Source organism: Pseudomonas sp. LBUM1666 (assembly GCF_059695775.1).
The window spans coordinates 4,712,770-4,729,773 of record NZ_CP166789.1; the positions used below are offsets into that span (position 1 = coordinate 4,712,770).

Genomic DNA, 17,004 nt, shown 5'->3' on the forward strand with positions numbered 1-17,004 from the left:
CGGATTCTCGTTGAAAGGCAGGGGCAAGGTTACAGACGCGGTTCGACCCGCAATCGCTGAGGGTTGCTCGGCACCGGTGGACGACCGTAACGATCATCACCCGCACCGCCAAAAGGATGATCCTCTTCAGCTTCATCGGCCCGGGCCGCAGCCTTGGCAGCGGCAGCCTGTTCCTTGCGAGCGTTGGACGCCCGTTCGATAGGAAACCGGATCGCCACGAACACCAGGTAAATGCCGAAGGCGATCATGCCGTACATGAACAGGTCGGAAACCGCCCGCCAGGCGTTGTTGCCGACCTTGAACAATAGATCAAGGGCAGTAATGGCGATGGCCGGGGCAACCTTTTCCTTCACCGGATCAATGATGGTCGGACTGAACAGCAACACCGCAACCAATAGCCGTAACGGCTCACGCAGCCATCGCCACATCCAGCGGGTGATACGCATCCACACCAACAGGCAGCCCAAAGCGGCGAAGGCGTAGAGGCCCCAAGCGATCAGATAGTCGTTCTCGGTCATGGTGTCCATGGCAAGGCAGGCAAAGAGGCGCTTATAGTAACGACTTTTCGCACGTCAGGCTTGCTCCAATGCCAGTCGGTCAACACTCAGAACCTGTGGGAGCGAGCTTGCTCGCGATGAGGCCAGTACATTCAACATCAATGTTGCATGGCCGTCCGTCATCGCGAGCAAGCTCGCTCCCACAGGTGCGAAGTCCCTATTTCGTACATTGTCCGAGAGCCATTCATGCCCGTATCCGCCAACGTCTCCAGCGCCCCGATCGCCCACAAGGCTGACGGTTCTGACCCGTATGCCTGGCTGCAGGAGCGCGACACCGACGCGGTGCTCGACTACCTGAAAGCGGAAAACCGCTACCAAGAGGCGCAAACCGCCGATCAGGCCGGGTTGCGTGAAACCCTGTTCGAAGAGATCAAGGCCCGGATTCTCGAAACCGACCTGTCCTTGCCCTCCCCTTGGGGTCCGTACCTGTATTACACGCGCACTACAGCCGGTGACGAGTACGCCCGTCACTACCGCTGCCCGCGCCCTGCCGATGACAGCCTGCAGCTCGACGAAAGCCAGGAACAGCTGCTGCTGGACCCGAATGAACTGGCCAACGGCGGCTTCTTTTCCCTGGGCGCCTTCAGTATCAGCCCGGACCACCAGCGTCTGGCCTACAGCATCGACGCCACGGGCGATGAGATTTACACGCTATTCGTGAAGGAATTGTCCAACGGCCGTGTCAGTGAACTGGAATTCCAGGATTGCGACGGCAGCATGACCTGGGCCAACGACAGCCTGACGCTGTTCTTCGGCGAACTGGACGACACCCATCGCCCGCACAAACTGTTCCGCTATCGGCTGGACGGTACGGCGGCTGAAGAAGTGTTCCATGAGCCGGACGGTCGATTCTTCATGCATTGCTACCGCTCCAGTTCCGAGCAGCAATTACTGCTGTCCCTGGGCAGCAAAACCACCAGCGAAGTCTGGGTGCTCGACGCGTTCCAGCCGCAGCAGGCTTTTACCTGCATCGCACCGAGGGTTGAAGACCATGAGTACGACGTCGACCACGGCGCGCTCGACGGTCAATGGACCTGGTTCATTCGCACCAACCGCGACGGCATCAACTTTGCCCTGTACCACGCAGTAGACACCGGCGTGGCGCCGACCGAGGCCGACTGGCAGAACCTGATCCCCCACAGCGACACGGTGATGATCGAAGGCATGAGCCTGAACGCCGGGGCAATGACCCTGAGCTTGCGTGAGGGTGGCTTGCCGATCATCGAAGTTCATCCGCAAGACCTGCCGAGCTACCGTGTGCAATTACCGGATGCGGCCTACAGCCTGCACGTGCAGAACAGTCTGGAGTTCGTCAGTGACAGGATCCGTCTGCGCTACGAAGCGCTGAACCGTCCGGCACAAATCCGCCAACTGGTATTGGGCAGCGGCGAGCAGACAGTCCTCAAGGAAACCCCGGTGCTCGGTCCGTTCGATGCCGATGCCTACGTCAGTCAGCGCCTGTGGGCGACGGCACCTGACGGTACGAAAGTGCCGATCAGCCTCGTCGTCAAACGCGAAGCACTCGGTAAGCCGACGCCACTTTATCTGTACGGCTACGGCGCTTACGGCGAAAGCCTCGACCCTTGGTTCTCCCACGCCCGTTTGAGCCTGCTGGATCGTGGCGTGGCGTTCGCCATCGCTCACGTGCGTGGCGGCGGAGAACTGGGCGAGGCCTGGTATCGCGCTGGCAAGCAGGAACACAAACACAACACCTTCAGCGACTTCATCGCCTGCGCCGAACACCTGATCGCCAACGGTTTCACTACTTCTCGGCAATTGGCGATCAGCGGTGGCAGCGCCGGCGGTCTGCTGATCGGCGCGGTGCTCAATCAGCGGCCGGAGCTGTTCGGTGCGGCGATTGCCGAAGTGCCGTTCGTCGACGTGCTGAACACCATGCTCGACCCGGATCTGCCGTTGACCGTCACCGAATACGACGAGTGGGGCAATCCTGAAGAACCGGACGTCTATGAGCGGATCAAGGCCTACGCCCCGTACGAAAACGTCACCGCGCAAGCCTATCCGGCGACCCTGGTGATCGCCGGCTACAACGACAGTCGGGTGCAGTACTGGGAAGCGGCCAAGTGGGTGGCGAAGTTACGCGCGACCAAAACCGACGCCAATCCTCTGCTGCTCAAGACCGAATTGGGTGCCGGGCACGGCGGGATGAGCGGTCGTTATCAGGGATTACGTGACGTAGCACTCGAATACGCATTTGTTTTCAAGGTTTTGGGCATCGCCTGAGGAACTTGGCCCGGCGTGTCGGTCTTAACACCGAACACCGGGCCCGAGGCGACACAACTCCACTGTGGGAGCGAGCCTGCTCGCGAAAGCGGTCGATCAGTCGACATTGATGTTGAATGTACTGGCCTCTTCGCGAGCAGGCTCGCTCCCACAGGGGATTGGGGACGTCCAGAAAACCGGAACCAGACACAAGAAAAAGACCGTGACGACATGTCAGAACCGACCTTACTGAACAACGAAATTCGCGATTGGCTGATGGACTGTGGCCTGTTCGATCAACTGCTGCCGGCGGACTTCGCCACGGCCTCGGGCTACTTCAGCATCAGCACCATTGCTCAGGGCGAAGAGATTTTCCATGAGGGTGATGCCGGCAGCTTCATGTGCATCATCCACACTGGCCAGGTGGCGGTGCAGAAAACCAACAGCGACGGGCACCTGGTGACCATGGCAACGTTACGCAGCGGTCGGGCGTTCGGCGAAATGGCCGTACTCGACGGCGAGCGCCGCTCGGCCAGTTGCGTGGCCGCGAGCAATTGTCAGTTGCTCAATCTGGGCAAGGACTCGTTGGAAAAGATGCTCAACGATGCGCCGAAAATCGCCGCCAAAATCATCCGCGCCCTCGCCGTCTCCCTCTCCAAACGCTTGCGCATGGCCGATGGGCAACTGCTCTCGCAGCAGGTTTAACCGCCGGGTGATTTGGCTTTCGACGAGTTTTGCTCCAGCCCCGGCAGTGGTTGGTCCTTGGTGGGCGGGCTAGGCATTTCAATGGGCACCAACGGTGGACCGCCACTGCCGGGTCCGACCTTGGGCGCGCTGGTCGGGGTGATTTGCGGGTATGGCGTCGGGGTCGCGGTGCCGGGCGAACCGGGCTGCGGCGCAGGGCTGGTCGGAATGGATTGCAACTGCTGGGCCTGCACTGCAGTTATCGAGAGCGCGGCCAAGGCAATGACCGTTAGAATGGTGCGCTTCATCAATGGCTCCGTTGGCCTTGTTGTCTTTTTGCAGGCTACTCCCAACTGCGCGTGTTTGCCTTCCCCCTCTTATGCCAATTTCTCCTCAAGTGAGTCCCATGAAACGTTTCGTTCTGCTCGACACCACTCCAATTCCTGAAAATGGCGGTGCCTTGTGCCTGTTCGAATACGGTGAGGATTTCGTCATCAAGATCCAGGGCGGCGACGGCGGGCAACTGATGAACACCCGCATGCACGGCTCGGAAGACGCTCTTGCGGAGATCCCGTGCCGTAAAGTGGCTGGCCGGCCGAATTCGCGCGTGCTGATCGGCGGCCTGGGCATGGGCTTCACCCTCGCCTCGGCCCTCAAGCATCTGGGCAAGACCGCTGAAGTGGTGGTCGCCGAACTGGTGCCGGGCGTGGTGGAGTGGAACCGTGGACCGCTGGGCGAGAAAGCCGGGAACCCGCTGTTCGACCCGCGTACGGTCATTCGCATGGAAGACGTGGCCAAAGTCCTGCAAGCCGAGCCGCAAGGTTTCGACGCGATCATGCTCGACGTCGACAACGGCCCCGAAGGCCTTACCCAGAAGGCCAACAGCTGGCTCTACTCCGCCGGCGGCCTGAGCGCCTGCGCCAAGGCCCTGCGGCCCAAAGGCGTGCTGGCCGTCTGGTCCGCGAGCGCTGACCGACAGTTTTCCGACAAACTGAAGAAGGCCGGTTTCAAGGCCGAGGAAGTCCAGGTCTTCGCCCATGGCAACAAAGGCACCCGCCACACCATCTGGATTGCCGAGAAGCTCAAGGGCTGAGCTAAACTCACGTCATAACCGTCATTAGTCTTTTTACAAAGGTGAACCCATGAGTTCGTCAACACCTCCGACCAACACGTCGAAACTGGACCGCATCCTTGCCGACAATCAGCGCGACAAGGAAATGGGATACCGCGACAAAGCCCTGAAAATGTACCCGCACGTATGCGGCCGCTGCGCCCGTGAGTTTTCCGGCAAGCGCCTGAGCGAACTGACCGTGCACCACCGCGACCACAACCACGACAACAACCCTCAGGACGGCTCGAACTGGGAATTGTTGTGCCTGTATTGCCACGACAACGAACACTCGCGGTACACCGATCAACAGTATTTCGGTGAAGGCTCGCTGAGCTCGCCGAAAATCGCCAAGGCGACGCACAACCCGTTTGCGGCGTTGGCCGGCCTGATGAAGAAAGACGAGTAATATCTTCAGCGCCTCGACCGGCCCCTTCGCGAGCAGGCTCGCTCCCACAGGGGATCTTCTGTGAACACAACATTTGTGAACACTCCGGATCCATTGTGGGAGCGAGCCTGCTCGCGAAGGCGGCTGACCAGACACCACCAATCTCCAAACCGAACACCCCTCCCCCAATCCCCGTATAATCGCCGTTTTTTCCCCGAAGGCACCCGCTCGTGGCAGACAAACGGTACAGCTGCATTGGTTTGTATAACCCCAAATCACCGGAGAACGTCGGTTCGGTGATGCGCGCCGCTGGCTGCTATGGCGTGGCGTCCGTGTTCTACACCGGCAAACGTTATGAACGCGCCGCCGACTTCGTCACCGATACCAAGCGCGTCCACTACGACATTCCGCTGATCGGCATCGACGACCTGAAGAAAATCCTGCCGCTGGGCTGCGTTCCGGTCGCAGTGGAACTGGTGGACGGCGCCCGTTCGCTGCCGGAATACACGCACCCGGACCGCGCGCTGTACATCTTCGGCCCGGAAGACGGCTCGCTGGATAAAGAGATTCGCGACTGGTGCGAAGACGTCGTCTACATCCCGACCACCGGTTGCATGAACCTGGCGGCCACCGTCAACGTCGTGCTCTATGACCGCCTGTCCAAGGGACTCAACACCCGCTCCGGGGCGAAGTTTCGCTGATTCACCGCACATCCAATGGAACAAGCCGCCCGCCTCGGCAGTCAGCTTAATTATCTATTCTTGAAAGCCGTTCAAGCCAGGAGACAGATAATGAGCGAACTCAAACGCGTAGAACGCATCGAATCCACCCCGTTCCAGACTCACACTGAGCAGAACGTGCAGGGTTGGGAGCGTATTGGTTCCCTGGCCGGCGGCGTGGTGATGGTCGGCAAGGGCCTGCGTCGCGGTGGTGTATTCGGGTTGATTCAAGTGGCGATTGGCGGCGTGGCCCTGGCGCGCGGTATTACCGGGCACAGTTCGGCAAAAAGCCTGCTGGAGAAAAGCCGTCAGGACATGAACAACGTGCGGGCGAAGATTCAGCGGGCCGGGGAAGAGTTGAACCGGTTGAAGGCGAATGCTGAAGCGGCGACCAATACCGCTACCGTGACCGGTAATGATTCTTTGAAGTCGCCGAAAACCGGGGTTTAACCCGAGATTTTCATTGAGGCTTAGGGCCCCTTCGCGAGCAGGCTCGCTCCCACATCGGAATGCGGTCACCTGTGGGAGCGAGCCTGCTCGCGAAGGCGGTGTTACTGAAGTAGCTCGGTATCGAGGACCTTTGAAGATTCACCAATAATACTGTCCGCAAGCTGAACAAATTCCTTGGTATCCACACTCTCCAAATGCATCGCCCCGCGCAACACATCATCCAGCGAACGCTTGTTGCGGGTCTTCAGGCGAATCTCGCGATCCAGTTCCTGCAATAACACGACCGCTTTCGACACCTGCGCCGGGCTGACCTGCTCACCGCGCAATGTGCTGACCTTCTGGCTGTCCTTGGCCAACTTCTTCTGCAAACTCTCATACCGCTCATCACTCATGCCGCCAGCGCGGCGCACCAGCTCGATGGCGTAATACTCGGCAAATCCTTCGCTGATCCAGTCACTGCGCTGCTGATCGTTGATCCGCCCAAACACCTGCGCCAATTCCCGCACCAGCGCACTGGTGCCGCTTTCGCTGATCAGCGGCAGACGCGTGTTCAGATAGATCGATTCGCGCGCGCCCAGACTGCCACGCCACATCGGCTCATTGGCACCGACGATCAACAGTTTGGTGGGATGACGGGGATACACCGCCTGCACTTGCGGCCAGACAAAGGTCAGCAATGTCAGCACATCCATGCGGCGCATGCCCTGGCCCTGAGGCGAGGCGACGGTGACCTCGGTTTCCCCAAGCCGCGTGCGACGGCTGCCGAGGTGGCCGGCGAGCATCCAGCCCGTGGGCCGGTCGAACAAGCGAGAAACGTTATCGACCCGAAATTTGTTCTTGCCGATTCGCGGCCAGGCGGTTTCAACGCTTTTCCAGCCGGTGGGCAATTCGAATTCAAGGCGTGAAACCAACTCAATGCCGTCCTGCTGATCGAGTTTGGCCGCCGGCACTAGATCGTCGCCGCGCATCAGCGCCCAAGTTGGCGTCATGCGTGTATCGAAGCTGCCGCTCTTGCGCCCGTGGCTGATGCGTACGCGGTAGGTCAGGCTGGCCTTGTCGGCGGCCGGACGCCAGACACCACGGGCCTGCTTGCCTGGCGTGAGCTGCCATTGGCCGTCGGCTTTGAAATCGCTGTAGTGGCTGCCATCGCCCAGGTCGAAATCCAGACTGCGCACCGCCGAACCCTGAGCGAGGGTCAGCCGCACTTCAGCCTGATCGCTTTGCGGCAACAGGCGCACGTGGTAATCCAGATCGACCTTCTTCGCCGCCCACACGGGCGAACTCAGGACTAATAGTCCAAGGGTCAACGCCAGCCGCAATCCCACAGCCATACACACTCCTTCGTGAAACGTTAATACGCTTGGCGTTTAACCCGCACGGAAAATCAGATGGTCTTCCCAATCGTCTTCGGCCACGCTGCCTTCGGCGAGCATGCGCCCGGACTGGGAAATACGTTCGTGGTGCACCGCATCGCGATCACCGCACACCAGATGGTGCCAGAGCGGCAGGTCCTTGCCTTCGCTGACCAGTCGATAGCCGCAGGTCGGCGGCAGCCATTTGAACTCATCGGCCTTGCCTGGCGTGAGCTGGATGCAGTCGGGGACGAAGTCGCGACGGTTCGGGTAATCGGTGCACTGACAGGTTTTCAGGTCCAGCAGTTTGCAGGCGATACGCGTGTAATAGACGCTGTTGTCGTCTTCATCTTCGAGCTTTTGCAGGCAGCACAGGCCACAGCCGTCGCACAGCGATTCCCATTCCTCTTGATCGAGTTGATCGAGGGTTTTACGTATCCAGAACGGTTCGACTTTGGCGGCCATGGCTCAAGCATCAACATCAGGTGGTGAAAAGGCCGCCAGTCTAGTGCCAAGGCCCTTGTGGGCCAAGCGTTGGCGACTGCCGGTAAGAACGAGCTTGTCAGATACTGTGCCGCCCAGTAGGGTTTTGCATCGCCCCTCGCCTTCAAACGTAGCAAGGAATCTCTTGATGAGTGCCAATCCACGCGTTGCCGACTATGCCATCCACCCGCAGTTCACCGACCGCTGGTCGCCCCGCGCCTTCACTGGCGAAGCGATCTCCGAAGAAACCCTGCTGAGCTTCTTCGAAGCCGCACGCTGGGCGCCATCGGCCTACAACTCGCAGCCTTGGCGGTTTCTGTATGCGCGTCGCGACACGCCAAACTGGGAGCGCTATCTGGGGCTGCTGAACGAATTCAACCGCAGCTGGGCGCAACACGCTTCGGCATTGGTGATCGTGATTTCGAAAACCACCTTCGCGGTGCCTGGCGCCACCGAAGAAACCCCAGCCTTGTGGCACACCTTCGACACCGGTTCGGCCTGGGGTCATCTGGCGCTGCAAGCGAGCATCAGCGGCTGGCACACCCACGGCATGGCCGGTTTCGACCAGGACCTGACCCGCAAGGAGCTGAATATTCCTGAGGGTTATGCACTGCACGCGGCGGTGGCGGTGGGCAAACTGGGCGACAAGGCGACGCTGGCGGACTACCTGCAAGCACGTGAAGAACCGAGCCCGCGTCGTCCGCTGAGCGAGTTGGCCGCCGAAGGCGACTTCACCCTCTAAGCACAACACAGATCCCCTGTGGGAGCGAGCTTGCTCGCGATGGCGGTGTAACAGTCAACGTAGGTGTTGAATGCACTGGCGCTATCGCGAGCAAGCTCGCTCCCACAGGTTTTGCACCGGTGGTTTCAATACCCGCGCGAGAAATCCACTTCCCCGCGCAACGCCTCACCCGCCTGATACGCCCGCAGGTTCTCGACAAACAGGTTCACCATCATCGATGGCGAGGTCGGTGCCGAGCTGTGGCCGGTCAGCAGCAGGCCCCAGGCGGTCCAGAACGGATGACGTTGCGGCAGCGGCTCCTGACGGCAGACGTCGATCACAGCGCCGGCCAGATGCCCTTCTTTCAAGGCTTCCACCAGGTCCGCATCGACCACTGCCACGCCGCGCCCGACGTTAATGAACAACCCGGTCGGCTTGAACTGCTTGAACAGCGCCGCGTCGTACAGGTCGTGGGTGTTCGGCGTATTCGGCAGCAGATTGATCACGTAATCCACTTCACCCACCAGACGCGGCAAATCAGCCAGCGCCCCGACTTCGACAAACGGCGCCTGCTCGCGGGCTTCGCTGGCGATGCCATACAACTCGACGCCAAACGGCACAAGGAACTGCGCTACGGTCTGGCCGATGTCACCGGTGCCGACGATCAACACTTTGCGCCCGGCCAGGCTTTGGCCCTGGCGACTGTCCCACTTGCGCTCGACCTGGCTGACCAGCCGCGGCAGCACTTCGCGCTCGTGGCCGAGCATGTAGGTCAGCACGTATTCGGCCATGACCTGCCCGAAAATCCCTACTGCCCGAGTCAGGCGATAGTGCCGAGGCAAGCCGTCGGCCAGCAGCGGCGTAATGCCCGCCCAGGTCGATTGCAGCCATTGTGGCTCGTGGCCTTGACGCAGCAAGGTCGCCAGCAGGTCCGGCTGACCGAGCCAGATCGGACAATCAGCGGCCTGGCTGGCCAGTTCGGCGGAGTCGCCGCTGGTCAGCACTTCCAGGTCGGGCGCTGCTTGACGCAACAGCTGGGCGTACACCGGGTGGTCGTGTTCAGCAATCAGCACGCGCATGGTTCAAACCTTTCAAAAACAGTGCAAACGGCCGCCGATGGAGTAACGCTCCATCGCCCTGGCCATCGCCAAAATCATTCCAGTGTTTCATAAAGGCTCCGAACAGAGCCTGTCTGCCGATCACATCGGGTCGTTGCGGCGCAGCAATTCTTCCGGCAAGTGTTCGATGTATTCGTCTTCGGCCGGCGGCATTTGCAAGTGGTAACCCTGCTTCTCAAGGTTTTCCAGCACCACGGTGATGTCCTCGCGCGACAGTTTGCGCTCGGGGGTCAGCACCAGGTCGAAGGCGTGATGCGGTTTGCCGAAGGCGGCCATCAGACTTTCCGGGACGCGCTCCAGTGCATCGCTTTTGAGCACATAGAGGTACATCTCGTTTTTCTTCAAGCTTCGATAGATGGAACAAATACGTTTCAAGGCTGTTCTCCGGCGGTGGCCAGGCTGTCGAGCAGCGCCTGGCCCATCAATTCGCGGCGCCAGCCACGCAGCGAATCAGGCAATTGGTAAGGACCGTTGGGATAGCCGCTCTTGAGCAGCGCTTCCAGGGTTTTCTTGCGCAGCATCAGCTCCGGCGCAATGTTCAGGCGCTCGGCTTCGGCCTGGCCGATCGCACGCAGCTGTTTGACCAGCGTGGCGGCGTCCACCGGCAATGGCTCCGGTACCGCTGGCGGCCATTGATCTGGCGACACACTGCCAGAGCGTTTGATCAGATCAAGCAGAAATTCGCCGTCCTGACGCACGGTACGCGGGTGCATGTCTTCGATTTTCGCCAACGCGCCGAGGTTGTCCGGCTGAGTCCGCGCCAGCGGCCACAGGGAATGCTCACGCACGATGCGGTTACGCGGCAGATCACGGGCGCGGGCTTCGCGCTCGCGCCAGGCGCACAGTTCACGTAATACGACGAGTTGGGCACGGGAGAGCTTCCAGGCCAGCTTGGCTTCGCGATAGACCTCATACGGATCAACTTCGCGACGCAGGTTGGCCACCAGCTCGGCGCCGTCTTCCAGGACCCAGGCGTACTTGTCGTCAGAAAGCTTCGGACGAAGCTGTACGAAAACTTCCGCCAAGTGCAAAGCATCTTCGGCGGCGTAGCTGATTTGGGTGTCGGAAAGTGGACGTTGCAGCCAGTCGGAACGGGTCTCGCCCTTGGGCAGGTCGATGCCGAGCACTTCCTGCACCAGCCGCGAATACCCCATGGAAAAACCGAGGTTCAGGTAAGCGGCGGCCAACTGAGTGTCGAACAACGGTGCCGGCAGGCTGCCGGTCAGGCGCAGCAGGACTTCGAGGTCTTCGCTGCACGCATGGACGACTTTGACCACGGCCGGGTTTTCCAGCAACGCGGCCAGAGGCTGCCAGTTGTCGATGCTCAGCGGGTCAATCAGGTAAGCGCGTACGCCATCGCCGATCTGCAGCAGTCCTGCAATCGGATAAAAGGTGTCGACCCGCATGAATTCGGTGTCGAGGGCAACGAATGGCAGCTGCTGCCACTCGGCGCAAAACTGACCGAGGCTATCGTTGTCGCGAATCCAGTGAATATCGATGGCCACACGGCTCTCCCTTGAAGAATGGCGCGCAGTATATATCGCCCCCGGCGATTTCCGCGCATCCACTGAACAAGAGCTTTAGCGAAAATGCCTGCCAAACAGCAAGAAATGTCTGACAAGCGGAGACTAGCCGGCCTTACGCAGTACGTAGACGCGCATCCGCGCACAGCCGGGCAGGAAGTCCTGATGACTGAGCAAGCGCAAACCTGCGCGCTTGAACTCGGCTTCCACGTCGGCCTTGCTGGCCAACGGTCGGGCCGGAACGCCCTGTGCATCCGTGCGCCGGCCTTTGAAATGAGCATCGACCCGTACCGCCACAATCACCGTATCGCGACTGACCCGATGGAATTCCTTAAGCATGGCCAAACGATGCTCGGGGCAGGCGATGTGTTGAAACAGCTGCATGCAAAAAATGCAGTCAACCGCATTCGTGGACAAGCCGATGGTGAACGCTGAACTCTGAAAGGTCTTGACCCGTTTCAGCAGGCACTGCGGATGGTGGGTGCGGGCATGATCGAGTATGTCCTGCGACGGGTCGGCCGCGAGAATCACCCGGTTTGCATGCTCGGCCAGTACCGGCCAGAAGCGCCCGACACCACAGGCCAAATCGAGAACCAGGCCCGGGTCGCCAGCAGCCTTGAGCGCGTTGCGCACCAGTTGCTCGTCACGCCAGAACGTCAACCGCCTGGCCAGTCCACGCGATCGCGGCTGAAGACAGACGCGGGCGTGCTCCTGATCGTAGCGCCGGGCGATCTCAAGCTCGATGGCGGATGGCGGATGGCGGATGGCGGATGGCGATTGAGCGGACATGTGCAATGGTTCTCGGGGAAAAACTCTAACCGGCCGCAGGATAGCGACCGGTGCGTGGAAAAAAGGTTGAAGCACTCACTCTTTGGCCAACACGCCGTCAATCACCGCTCCGCGACATCCGGCAAACAAATCCAGGTCCTGGTTGTAGACCTTGCTCTTGACCTCCAGCAAACCGAGCATCGAATGGAACAGGTTGTCCTGGCTCAAGGGCTTTTCGCGACTCAGTTGCAGACAATGGGTGTCCACCGAGAACGACTTTTGATAGCTGTCGGAAAACCAGGCCAGCATAGCGACATGCTTTTGTTGTTCCGGCGCCAGCATGTAAGGCGTGCCATGCAGGAACAAGTTGTACTCGCCCAGGGATTCGCCATGGTCCGACAGATAGAGCATCGCGGTGTCGACTTTGTCCTGATTGTTACGCAACAAATCGATCAGGGTGGACAGCACGTGGTCGGTATACACCAGGGTGTTGTCGTAGCCATTGACGATACTTTCGCGACTGCAATTGTTCAGGGCGTTACTTTCACAAACCGGGGTGAAGCGCTCGTATTCTTTCGGGTAGCGCTTGAAGTATTCCGGACCGTGACTGCCCATCTGGTGCAACACCAGTACCGTGTCTTTATCCAGGGTATCGATGAAGTGCTGCAAACCCTGCAGCAGGATTTCATCGCGGCATTCGCTATTGGCGCACAGCACCGGGTCTTTCAGGTTACTGACGTCATCAAGGGTGACCCGATCGCAAGTGCCTTTGCAGCCCGATTGGTTATCGCGCCAGATCACGTCGAGACCCGCGCGCTTGAGTACATCCAGCAGGCCTTCCTGGTTCTTTGCCTTGCTGGCGTTGTAATCCTTGCGGCCCATGTCGGAGAACATGCATGGCACCGACACAGCGGTTTCTGTCCCGCAGGAATGCACGTCGGTGAAAGCGATCAGGCCCGCCTCTTTATCCAGTTTGGGTGTGGTGTCACGGTCATACCCCAGGATGCCGAAGTTCTCGGCCCGGGCACTTTCGCCCACCACCAGCACGGTCAGGGATTTGCGGCCGTGGGTTTGCCAGGCGGGATTTCGCTGGGCATCTTCGCCCAGCGTGACGAAGGGTTGCCGCGCAGATGCGACCTGCTCACGCAGATAGCCGGCCGAGGCGCCGATGTAGTTGCTCGGCACCACCATCAGGCGCAACTCATGGTGATTGCGAAACAATGAGGACAAGCCTTGATAGTTAACCAGCGCAACGCCACCGATCACAGCAACTGATGCGACACTCACGAGAACTTTACTGAGTAGCTCACGGTGCCAGCGACGGTAACTAACCGGCGTCCTCCATAACAAACAGGACGGCAAAACACCGAGCAGAACAATATAAACAATCAACTTAATCGAGAGTAAGTCACGCACTTCCGTCACATTGGTTTGAGCAAAGTTACGCAACATCCCGGTGTCAATCAAAACACCATATTGGCTCATGAAATACGCCACCCCGGCGCTGATCATAAAGATCAGGGTCAAGACCGGTTTGAGCACAGGCCGGAACGCCAGCAGGGTCAGCACAATGTTGAAGGCGGCCAGAATCATCAACCCGAAAGCCAAGCGCATGACGATGCCTTCACCGTCCGATGCCGTGATTTCAAACAGGTGTTGCCAGAGAACAAGATTGAAGCCCGTTAATAGAAAGGCGCTGGCAATCAGTGTCACCCACTCGGGGCGCACGGCTTTAATCTTCAACATGATGATCGGCTGTTCCTGAAAAGAAGTGCCTTCGGTAAATGTGAAAATTTCATTTATCGCGACAGCACTAACTTTAGGCAGCCAACCATCAATTTTTTGTGAAAAAGAAGCCAACGATTAGTTGGCTCATGGCACTAGGCCAAAACTTTCAACTTATTTGAGAATGGTTCAGGTTCTGTTCAGGCTTGATTCAAATACCAACGCCAGTCCTGTTCGCCGACCTCGCCCATGAACTGTCGATACTCGGCACGTTTTACCGCCAGGTACACGCCGAGGAACTCACAGCCGAACGCTTCCCGTGCCCAGCTCGAACCTTCCAGCGCCCGCAACGTAGTCAGCCAGTCAGTCGGCAACAGTTCCGTGGCCTGGGCGTAGCCATTGCCCTCCACCGGCGCGCCAGGATCAAGTTGTTCGCGTATACCGCGATGGATCCCGGCCAGAATCGCCGCGGCCGCCAGATACGGATTGGCGTCGGCGCCACAGATGCGGTGTTCAATATGCCGGGAAAACGCCGGCCCGCCGGGCACGCGCAAACTCACGGTGCGATTGTCCACACCCCACGTGGGTGCCAGCGGCGCATAGCTGTTGGTCTGAAAGCGACGGTAAGAGTTGGCGTTCGGACAGAACAGCAGCAACGAATCGAGCAACGTACTGAGCATCCCGCCGACCGCTTGCTTGAGCAGCGGCGTACCTTCCGGGGCTTCGCTGGCGAACAGGTTGTTGCCCTCCTTGTCCGCCAGGCTGACGTGCATGTGCATGCCAGTGCCCGCCAGGTCATCGAACGGTTTGGCCATGAAGCACGCCGTCATCCCGTGCTTGTGTGCCACACCCTTGACCAGTCGTTTGTAGCGCACCGCTTCGTCCATCGCCTGCAAGGCGTCGGTGCGGTGTTCGAGGGTGATTTCCACTTGCCCCGGCGCGTATTCGGAAATCGCCGTGCGCGCCGGAATGCCCTGGAGTTTGCAGGCGCTGTAGAGATCGGCCAGAAACGGCTCGATCTGTTCCAGTTCACGCAATCCGTAGACCTGAGTGCCCCGTGGCCGCCCGCCATCGACATCCCGTGCCGGTTGCGGCCGACCGTTGCTGTCGCGCTGCTGATCCAGCAGGTAGAACTCCAGCTCCGCCGCCATCACCGGGTAATACCCGTCGGCCTGCAAACCCTCGATGACTTTCGCCAGCAGATGCCGTGGATCGGCAATTGTCGCGGGCATGCCCTCCTTCGGGTGCATGCTGACCTGCACCGCCGCCGTAGGAATCAGCCGCCACGGCATGCGCGTCAAACTGCCGCTGATCGGGTACGCCCGGCAGTCGATATCGCCAACGTCCCAGACCAGGCCGGAGTTTTCCACGTCATCGCCGTTGATGGTCAGGCCAAGAATGGTGCTCGGCAATGGCCGCCCGCTTTCGTACACCGCCAGCAGCTCATCGCGATGCAGCAACTTGCCCCGAGGTACACCGTTGTTGTCGAGGATGAACAACTCGAACATCTCGATATCCGGGTTCTGTTCCAGAAAGGTCAGGGCTTCTTGCTTGGAGGCGAAAGATGTCGTGGCAACACTCATGGGAATTCTCTTATTTCCGCGTCAGGCAAACGCACAGGCGTCGCCGTTTTGATCCCGGCGTAGTGCGCGGGACCTGTAAGAACAATCAACGGGAAATGCAGGAATCCGGTGGGCGCGCGTGACGGCAGTGCCACAGCGCCCAAAAGGCTAACTCGGAGGGAAGTGCGACGGGACAACCGTCCATAGAAATAACCACAGGAAACAGATGAGCCGCAGCGTCACACGGGTAGTTAAGTCGTTAAATCAGGATTTGAAGAACTTTGGTTGTGGTATGGCTAAACAATCAATCTCCCAGACACCACCTAACCAATGTGGGAGCGGAAGAGATATTTAATTTCTAAATACTGCTCCGGACTTTCTGATTTGCGGCCCGCAGGCCTCGCGCGCCTAATCGGCTCCTTGTCATTCAAGGTCCGATAGATGGAAAACGTTCGTGCAACCTCCCGCCCCGCCCTTTGGCTGATGTTCAGCATCATTCTTGTCGCCCTGAACCTGCGGCCTTCCATGGCCGCCGTCGGTCCTTTGCTGTCGGCGATTCGCGGTGACATAGCACTGAGTTTCAGCCTGGCCTCTCTGTTGACCATGCTGCCAGTGATGGCAATGGGGCTGGCGATGTTCTTTGGGTTGAGCGTCAGCCAACGAATCGGCGAACAACGCACCGTGGTGCTCTCGCTGTTGATCATCGGCGTGGCCACAGTGTCGCGGTTATTCCTCGATTCGGCGGCCGAACTGATCCTCAGCGCCGCGCTGGCGGGTATCGGTATCGCGCTGATCCAGGCATTGATGCCGGCGCTGATCAAATCCCGCTTCAGCGATAACGTTTCCGTGTGCATGGGGCTCTACGTCACGTCGATCATGGGCGGCGCAGCGATTGCGGCGTCGTTTGCGCCGCTGGTGATGATCCGCACTGGCAGCTGGCGCGTAGGCCTGGCGATCTGGGCGGCGCTGGCGCTGGTAGCGTTGCTGTTTTGGTGCGTGCAACGTGAAAGGCTGCCGGCGCAGTCTGCTCAGACGCAGCGCAATGGCTCCTTCTTCGGCAATTCCCGCGCCTGGTTACTCGCCATCTTCTTCGGCCTGGGCACGGCGTCCTACACCTGTGTGCTGGCCTGGCTGGCGCCGTACTACGTGGAAAAGGGCTGGAGCGAACAAAACGCCGGGTTGCTGCTGGGTTTCTTGACCGCCATGGAAGTGTTGTCCGGCCTGCTGACACCGGCCATCGCCAACCGCAGCCGTGACCGGCGCGTGGTGCTGGTAGTGTTGCTGGCGCTGATCATGGCCGGTTTCAGCGGGCTTATTCTCAGCCCGCAACACCTGAGTCTGTTGTGGCCATGTCTGTTGGGGCTCGGCATCGGCGGACTGTTCCCGATGAGCCTGATCGTGTCCCTGGATCATCTGGAAAATCCCCAGCGTGCCGGCGGCCTGACCGCGTTCGTGCAAGGCATCGGCTACCTGATCGCCGGTTTCTCGCCGCTGATTGCCGGGTTGATCCGCGATCAGCTCGGCAGCTTCGAATGGGCCTGGTGGTCACTGACCGGCGTTATGGCACTGATGATCCTGATGGTCTTGCGCTTCGATCCGCGGCATTACGCCCAACACATTCACTGA

18 protein-coding genes are annotated in these 17,004 nt (G+C 59.7%); 8 read left to right on the forward strand and 10 right to left on the reverse strand.

Features of this window, described 5'->3' with window-relative positions:
• Positions 1–29 precede the first annotated feature (29 nt).
• On the reverse strand, positions 30–527 hold the full coding sequence (locus ACA056_RS21570; RefSeq protein ID WP_046046096.1) for a hypothetical protein: 498 nt from the start codon (positions 525–527) through the stop codon (positions 30–32).
• A 216-nt stretch (positions 528–743) separates the two neighbouring features.
• On the opposite strand from ACA056_RS21570, the gene ACA056_RS21575 reads away from it, so the two are divergent.
• Complete coding sequence (locus tag ACA056_RS21575; RefSeq protein ID WP_497267619.1) at positions 744–2,798, forward strand: S9 family peptidase; 2,055 nt, start codon at positions 744–746, stop codon at positions 2,796–2,798.
• 210 nt (positions 2,799–3,008) lie between these two features.
• Positions 3,009–3,482: a cyclic nucleotide-binding domain-containing protein gene (locus ACA056_RS21580; protein WP_076031549.1), complete on the forward strand. Its 474-nt coding sequence runs from the start codon at positions 3,009–3,011 to the stop codon at positions 3,480–3,482.
• On the opposite strand, the gene ACA056_RS21585 is transcribed toward ACA056_RS21580, so the two are convergent.
• Positions 3,479–3,769 carry a hypothetical protein gene (locus tag ACA056_RS21585; protein WP_497267621.1) on the reverse strand — a complete coding sequence of 97 codons (291 nt, stop codon included), beginning with the start codon at positions 3,767–3,769 and terminating at the stop codon, positions 3,479–3,481. The genes ACA056_RS21580 and ACA056_RS21585 overlap by 4 nt on opposite strands.
• A gap of 98 nt (positions 3,770–3,867) precedes the next feature.
• Here ACA056_RS21585 and ACA056_RS21590 point away from each other — a divergent pair, with 98 nt between their 5' ends.
• The 4 genes from ACA056_RS21590 to ACA056_RS21605 all read left to right on the forward strand — a co-directional run bounded on the left by ACA056_RS21590 (position 3,868) and on the right by ACA056_RS21605 (position 6,126).
• Positions 3,868–4,554 carry a spermidine synthase gene (locus tag ACA056_RS21590; protein WP_401174316.1) on the forward strand — a complete coding sequence of 229 codons (687 nt, stop codon included), beginning with the start codon at positions 3,868–3,870 and terminating at the stop codon, positions 4,552–4,554.
• A 49-nt stretch (positions 4,555–4,603) separates the two neighbouring features.
• Positions 4,604–4,978: a YajD family HNH nuclease gene (locus ACA056_RS21595; protein WP_056742523.1), complete on the forward strand. Its 375-nt coding sequence runs from the start codon at positions 4,604–4,606 to the stop codon at positions 4,976–4,978.
• Between the two features lie 209 nt (positions 4,979–5,187).
• Positions 5,188–5,658 (forward strand): RNA methyltransferase, encoded by a 471-nt coding sequence (locus ACA056_RS21600; RefSeq protein WP_129441984.1) that lies wholly within the window; start codon positions 5,188–5,190, stop codon positions 5,656–5,658.
• 90 nt (positions 5,659–5,748) lie between these two features.
• Complete coding sequence (locus ACA056_RS21605) at positions 5,749–6,126, forward strand: YgaP family membrane protein (protein WP_046046102.1); 378 nt, start codon at positions 5,749–5,751, stop codon at positions 6,124–6,126.
• A gap of 101 nt (positions 6,127–6,227) precedes the next feature.
• Here ACA056_RS21605 and ACA056_RS21610 read toward each other — a convergent pair whose 3' ends face one another.
• Positions 6,228–7,457 carry a hypothetical protein gene (locus ACA056_RS21610; protein WP_497267624.1) on the reverse strand — a complete coding sequence of 410 codons (1,230 nt, stop codon included), beginning with the start codon at positions 7,455–7,457 and terminating at the stop codon, positions 6,228–6,230.
• 36 nt (positions 7,458–7,493) lie between these two features.
• On the reverse strand, positions 7,494–7,943 hold the full coding sequence (locus ACA056_RS21615; protein ID WP_007898698.1) for a YcgN family cysteine cluster protein: 450 nt from the start codon (positions 7,941–7,943) through the stop codon (positions 7,494–7,496).
• A gap of 166 nt (positions 7,944–8,109) precedes the next feature.
• On the opposite strand from ACA056_RS21615, the gene ACA056_RS21620 reads away from it, so the two are divergent.
• Positions 8,110–8,703, forward strand: a complete 594-nt coding sequence (locus tag ACA056_RS21620; protein ID WP_033054040.1) for a nitroreductase family protein — start codon at positions 8,110–8,112, stop codon at positions 8,701–8,703.
• Between the two features lie 125 nt (positions 8,704–8,828).
• Here ACA056_RS21620 and ACA056_RS21625 read toward each other — a convergent pair whose 3' ends face one another.
• The 6 genes from ACA056_RS21625 to ACA056_RS21650 all read right to left on the reverse strand — a co-directional run bounded on the left by ACA056_RS21625 (position 8,829) and on the right by ACA056_RS21650 (position 15,399).
• Entirely contained in the window at positions 8,829–9,761 is a 933-nt protein-coding gene (locus ACA056_RS21625; RefSeq protein WP_497267627.1) for a D-2-hydroxyacid dehydrogenase, read from the reverse strand.
• A 120-nt stretch (positions 9,762–9,881) separates the two neighbouring features.
• A complete protein-coding gene (locus tag ACA056_RS21630) occupies positions 9,882–10,175 on the reverse strand; it encodes a YcgL domain-containing protein (protein ID WP_007898694.1) in 294 nt (97 codons plus the stop codon).
• Positions 10,172–11,305 (reverse strand): ribonuclease D, encoded by a 1,134-nt coding sequence (gene rnd / locus ACA056_RS21635; RefSeq protein ID WP_129441972.1) that lies wholly within the window; start codon positions 11,303–11,305, stop codon positions 10,172–10,174. The genes ACA056_RS21630 and rnd overlap by 4 nt, the downstream gene beginning before the upstream one ends.
• Before the next feature lie 123 nt (positions 11,306–11,428).
• Complete coding sequence (locus ACA056_RS21640) at positions 11,429–12,112, reverse strand: class I SAM-dependent methyltransferase (RefSeq protein ID WP_497267630.1); 684 nt, start codon at positions 12,110–12,112, stop codon at positions 11,429–11,431.
• A 75-nt stretch (positions 12,113–12,187) separates the two neighbouring features.
• On the reverse strand, positions 12,188–13,837 hold the full coding sequence (locus ACA056_RS21645; protein ID WP_497267632.1) for a phosphoethanolamine transferase: 1,650 nt from the start codon (positions 13,835–13,837) through the stop codon (positions 12,188–12,190).
• Between the two features lie 179 nt (positions 13,838–14,016).
• Positions 14,017–15,399, reverse strand: coding sequence for a glutamine synthetase family protein (locus ACA056_RS21650; RefSeq protein ID WP_497267634.1), 1,383 nt, complete (start codon positions 15,397–15,399; stop codon positions 14,017–14,019).
• A gap of 420 nt (positions 15,400–15,819) precedes the next feature.
• Here ACA056_RS21650 and ACA056_RS21655 point away from each other — a divergent pair, with 420 nt between their 5' ends.
• Complete coding sequence (locus tag ACA056_RS21655; RefSeq protein WP_497267636.1) at positions 15,820–17,004, forward strand: cyanate transporter; 1,185 nt, start codon at positions 15,820–15,822, stop codon at positions 17,002–17,004.

Bases quoted from the DNA above. Each gene is read 5' to 3' on its own strand.
- ACA056_RS21570 (WP_046046096.1), bottom strand. From the start codon at position 527: ATGGACACCATGACCGAGAACGACTATCTGATCGCTTGGGGCCTCTAC.
- ACA056_RS21575 (WP_497267619.1), top strand. From the start codon at position 744: ATGCCCGTATCCGCCAACGTCTCCAGCGCCCCGATCGCCCACAAGGCT.
- ACA056_RS21580 (WP_076031549.1), top strand. From the start codon at position 3,009: ATGTCAGAACCGACCTTACTGAACAACGAAATTCGCGATTGGCTGATG.
- ACA056_RS21585 (WP_497267621.1), bottom strand. From the start codon at position 3,769: ATGAAGCGCACCATTCTAACGGTCATTGCCTTGGCCGCGCTCTCGATA.
- ACA056_RS21590 (WP_401174316.1), top strand. From the start codon at position 3,868: ATGAAACGTTTCGTTCTGCTCGACACCACTCCAATTCCTGAAAATGGC.
- ACA056_RS21595 (WP_056742523.1), top strand. From the start codon at position 4,604: ATGAGTTCGTCAACACCTCCGACCAACACGTCGAAACTGGACCGCATC.
- ACA056_RS21605 (WP_046046102.1), top strand. From the start codon at position 5,749: ATGAGCGAACTCAAACGCGTAGAACGCATCGAATCCACCCCGTTCCAG.
- ACA056_RS21610 (WP_497267624.1), bottom strand. From the start codon at position 7,457: ATGGCTGTGGGATTGCGGCTGGCGTTGACCCTTGGACTATTAGTCCTG.
- ACA056_RS21615 (WP_007898698.1), bottom strand. From the start codon at position 7,943: ATGGCCGCCAAAGTCGAACCGTTCTGGATACGTAAAACCCTCGATCAA.
- ACA056_RS21620 (WP_033054040.1), top strand. From the start codon at position 8,110: ATGAGTGCCAATCCACGCGTTGCCGACTATGCCATCCACCCGCAGTTC.
- ACA056_RS21625 (WP_497267627.1), bottom strand. From the start codon at position 9,761: ATGCGCGTGCTGATTGCTGAACACGACCACCCGGTGTACGCCCAGCTG.
- ACA056_RS21640 (WP_497267630.1), bottom strand. From the start codon at position 12,112: ATGTCCGCTCAATCGCCATCCGCCATCCGCCATCCGCCATCCGCCATC.
- ACA056_RS21645 (WP_497267632.1), bottom strand. From the start codon at position 13,837: ATGTTGAAGATTAAAGCCGTGCGCCCCGAGTGGGTGACACTGATTGCC.
- ACA056_RS21650 (WP_497267634.1), bottom strand. From the start codon at position 15,399: ATGAGTGTTGCCACGACATCTTTCGCCTCCAAGCAAGAAGCCCTGACC.
- ACA056_RS21655 (WP_497267636.1), top strand. From the start codon at position 15,820: ATGGAAAACGTTCGTGCAACCTCCCGCCCCGCCCTTTGGCTGATGTTC.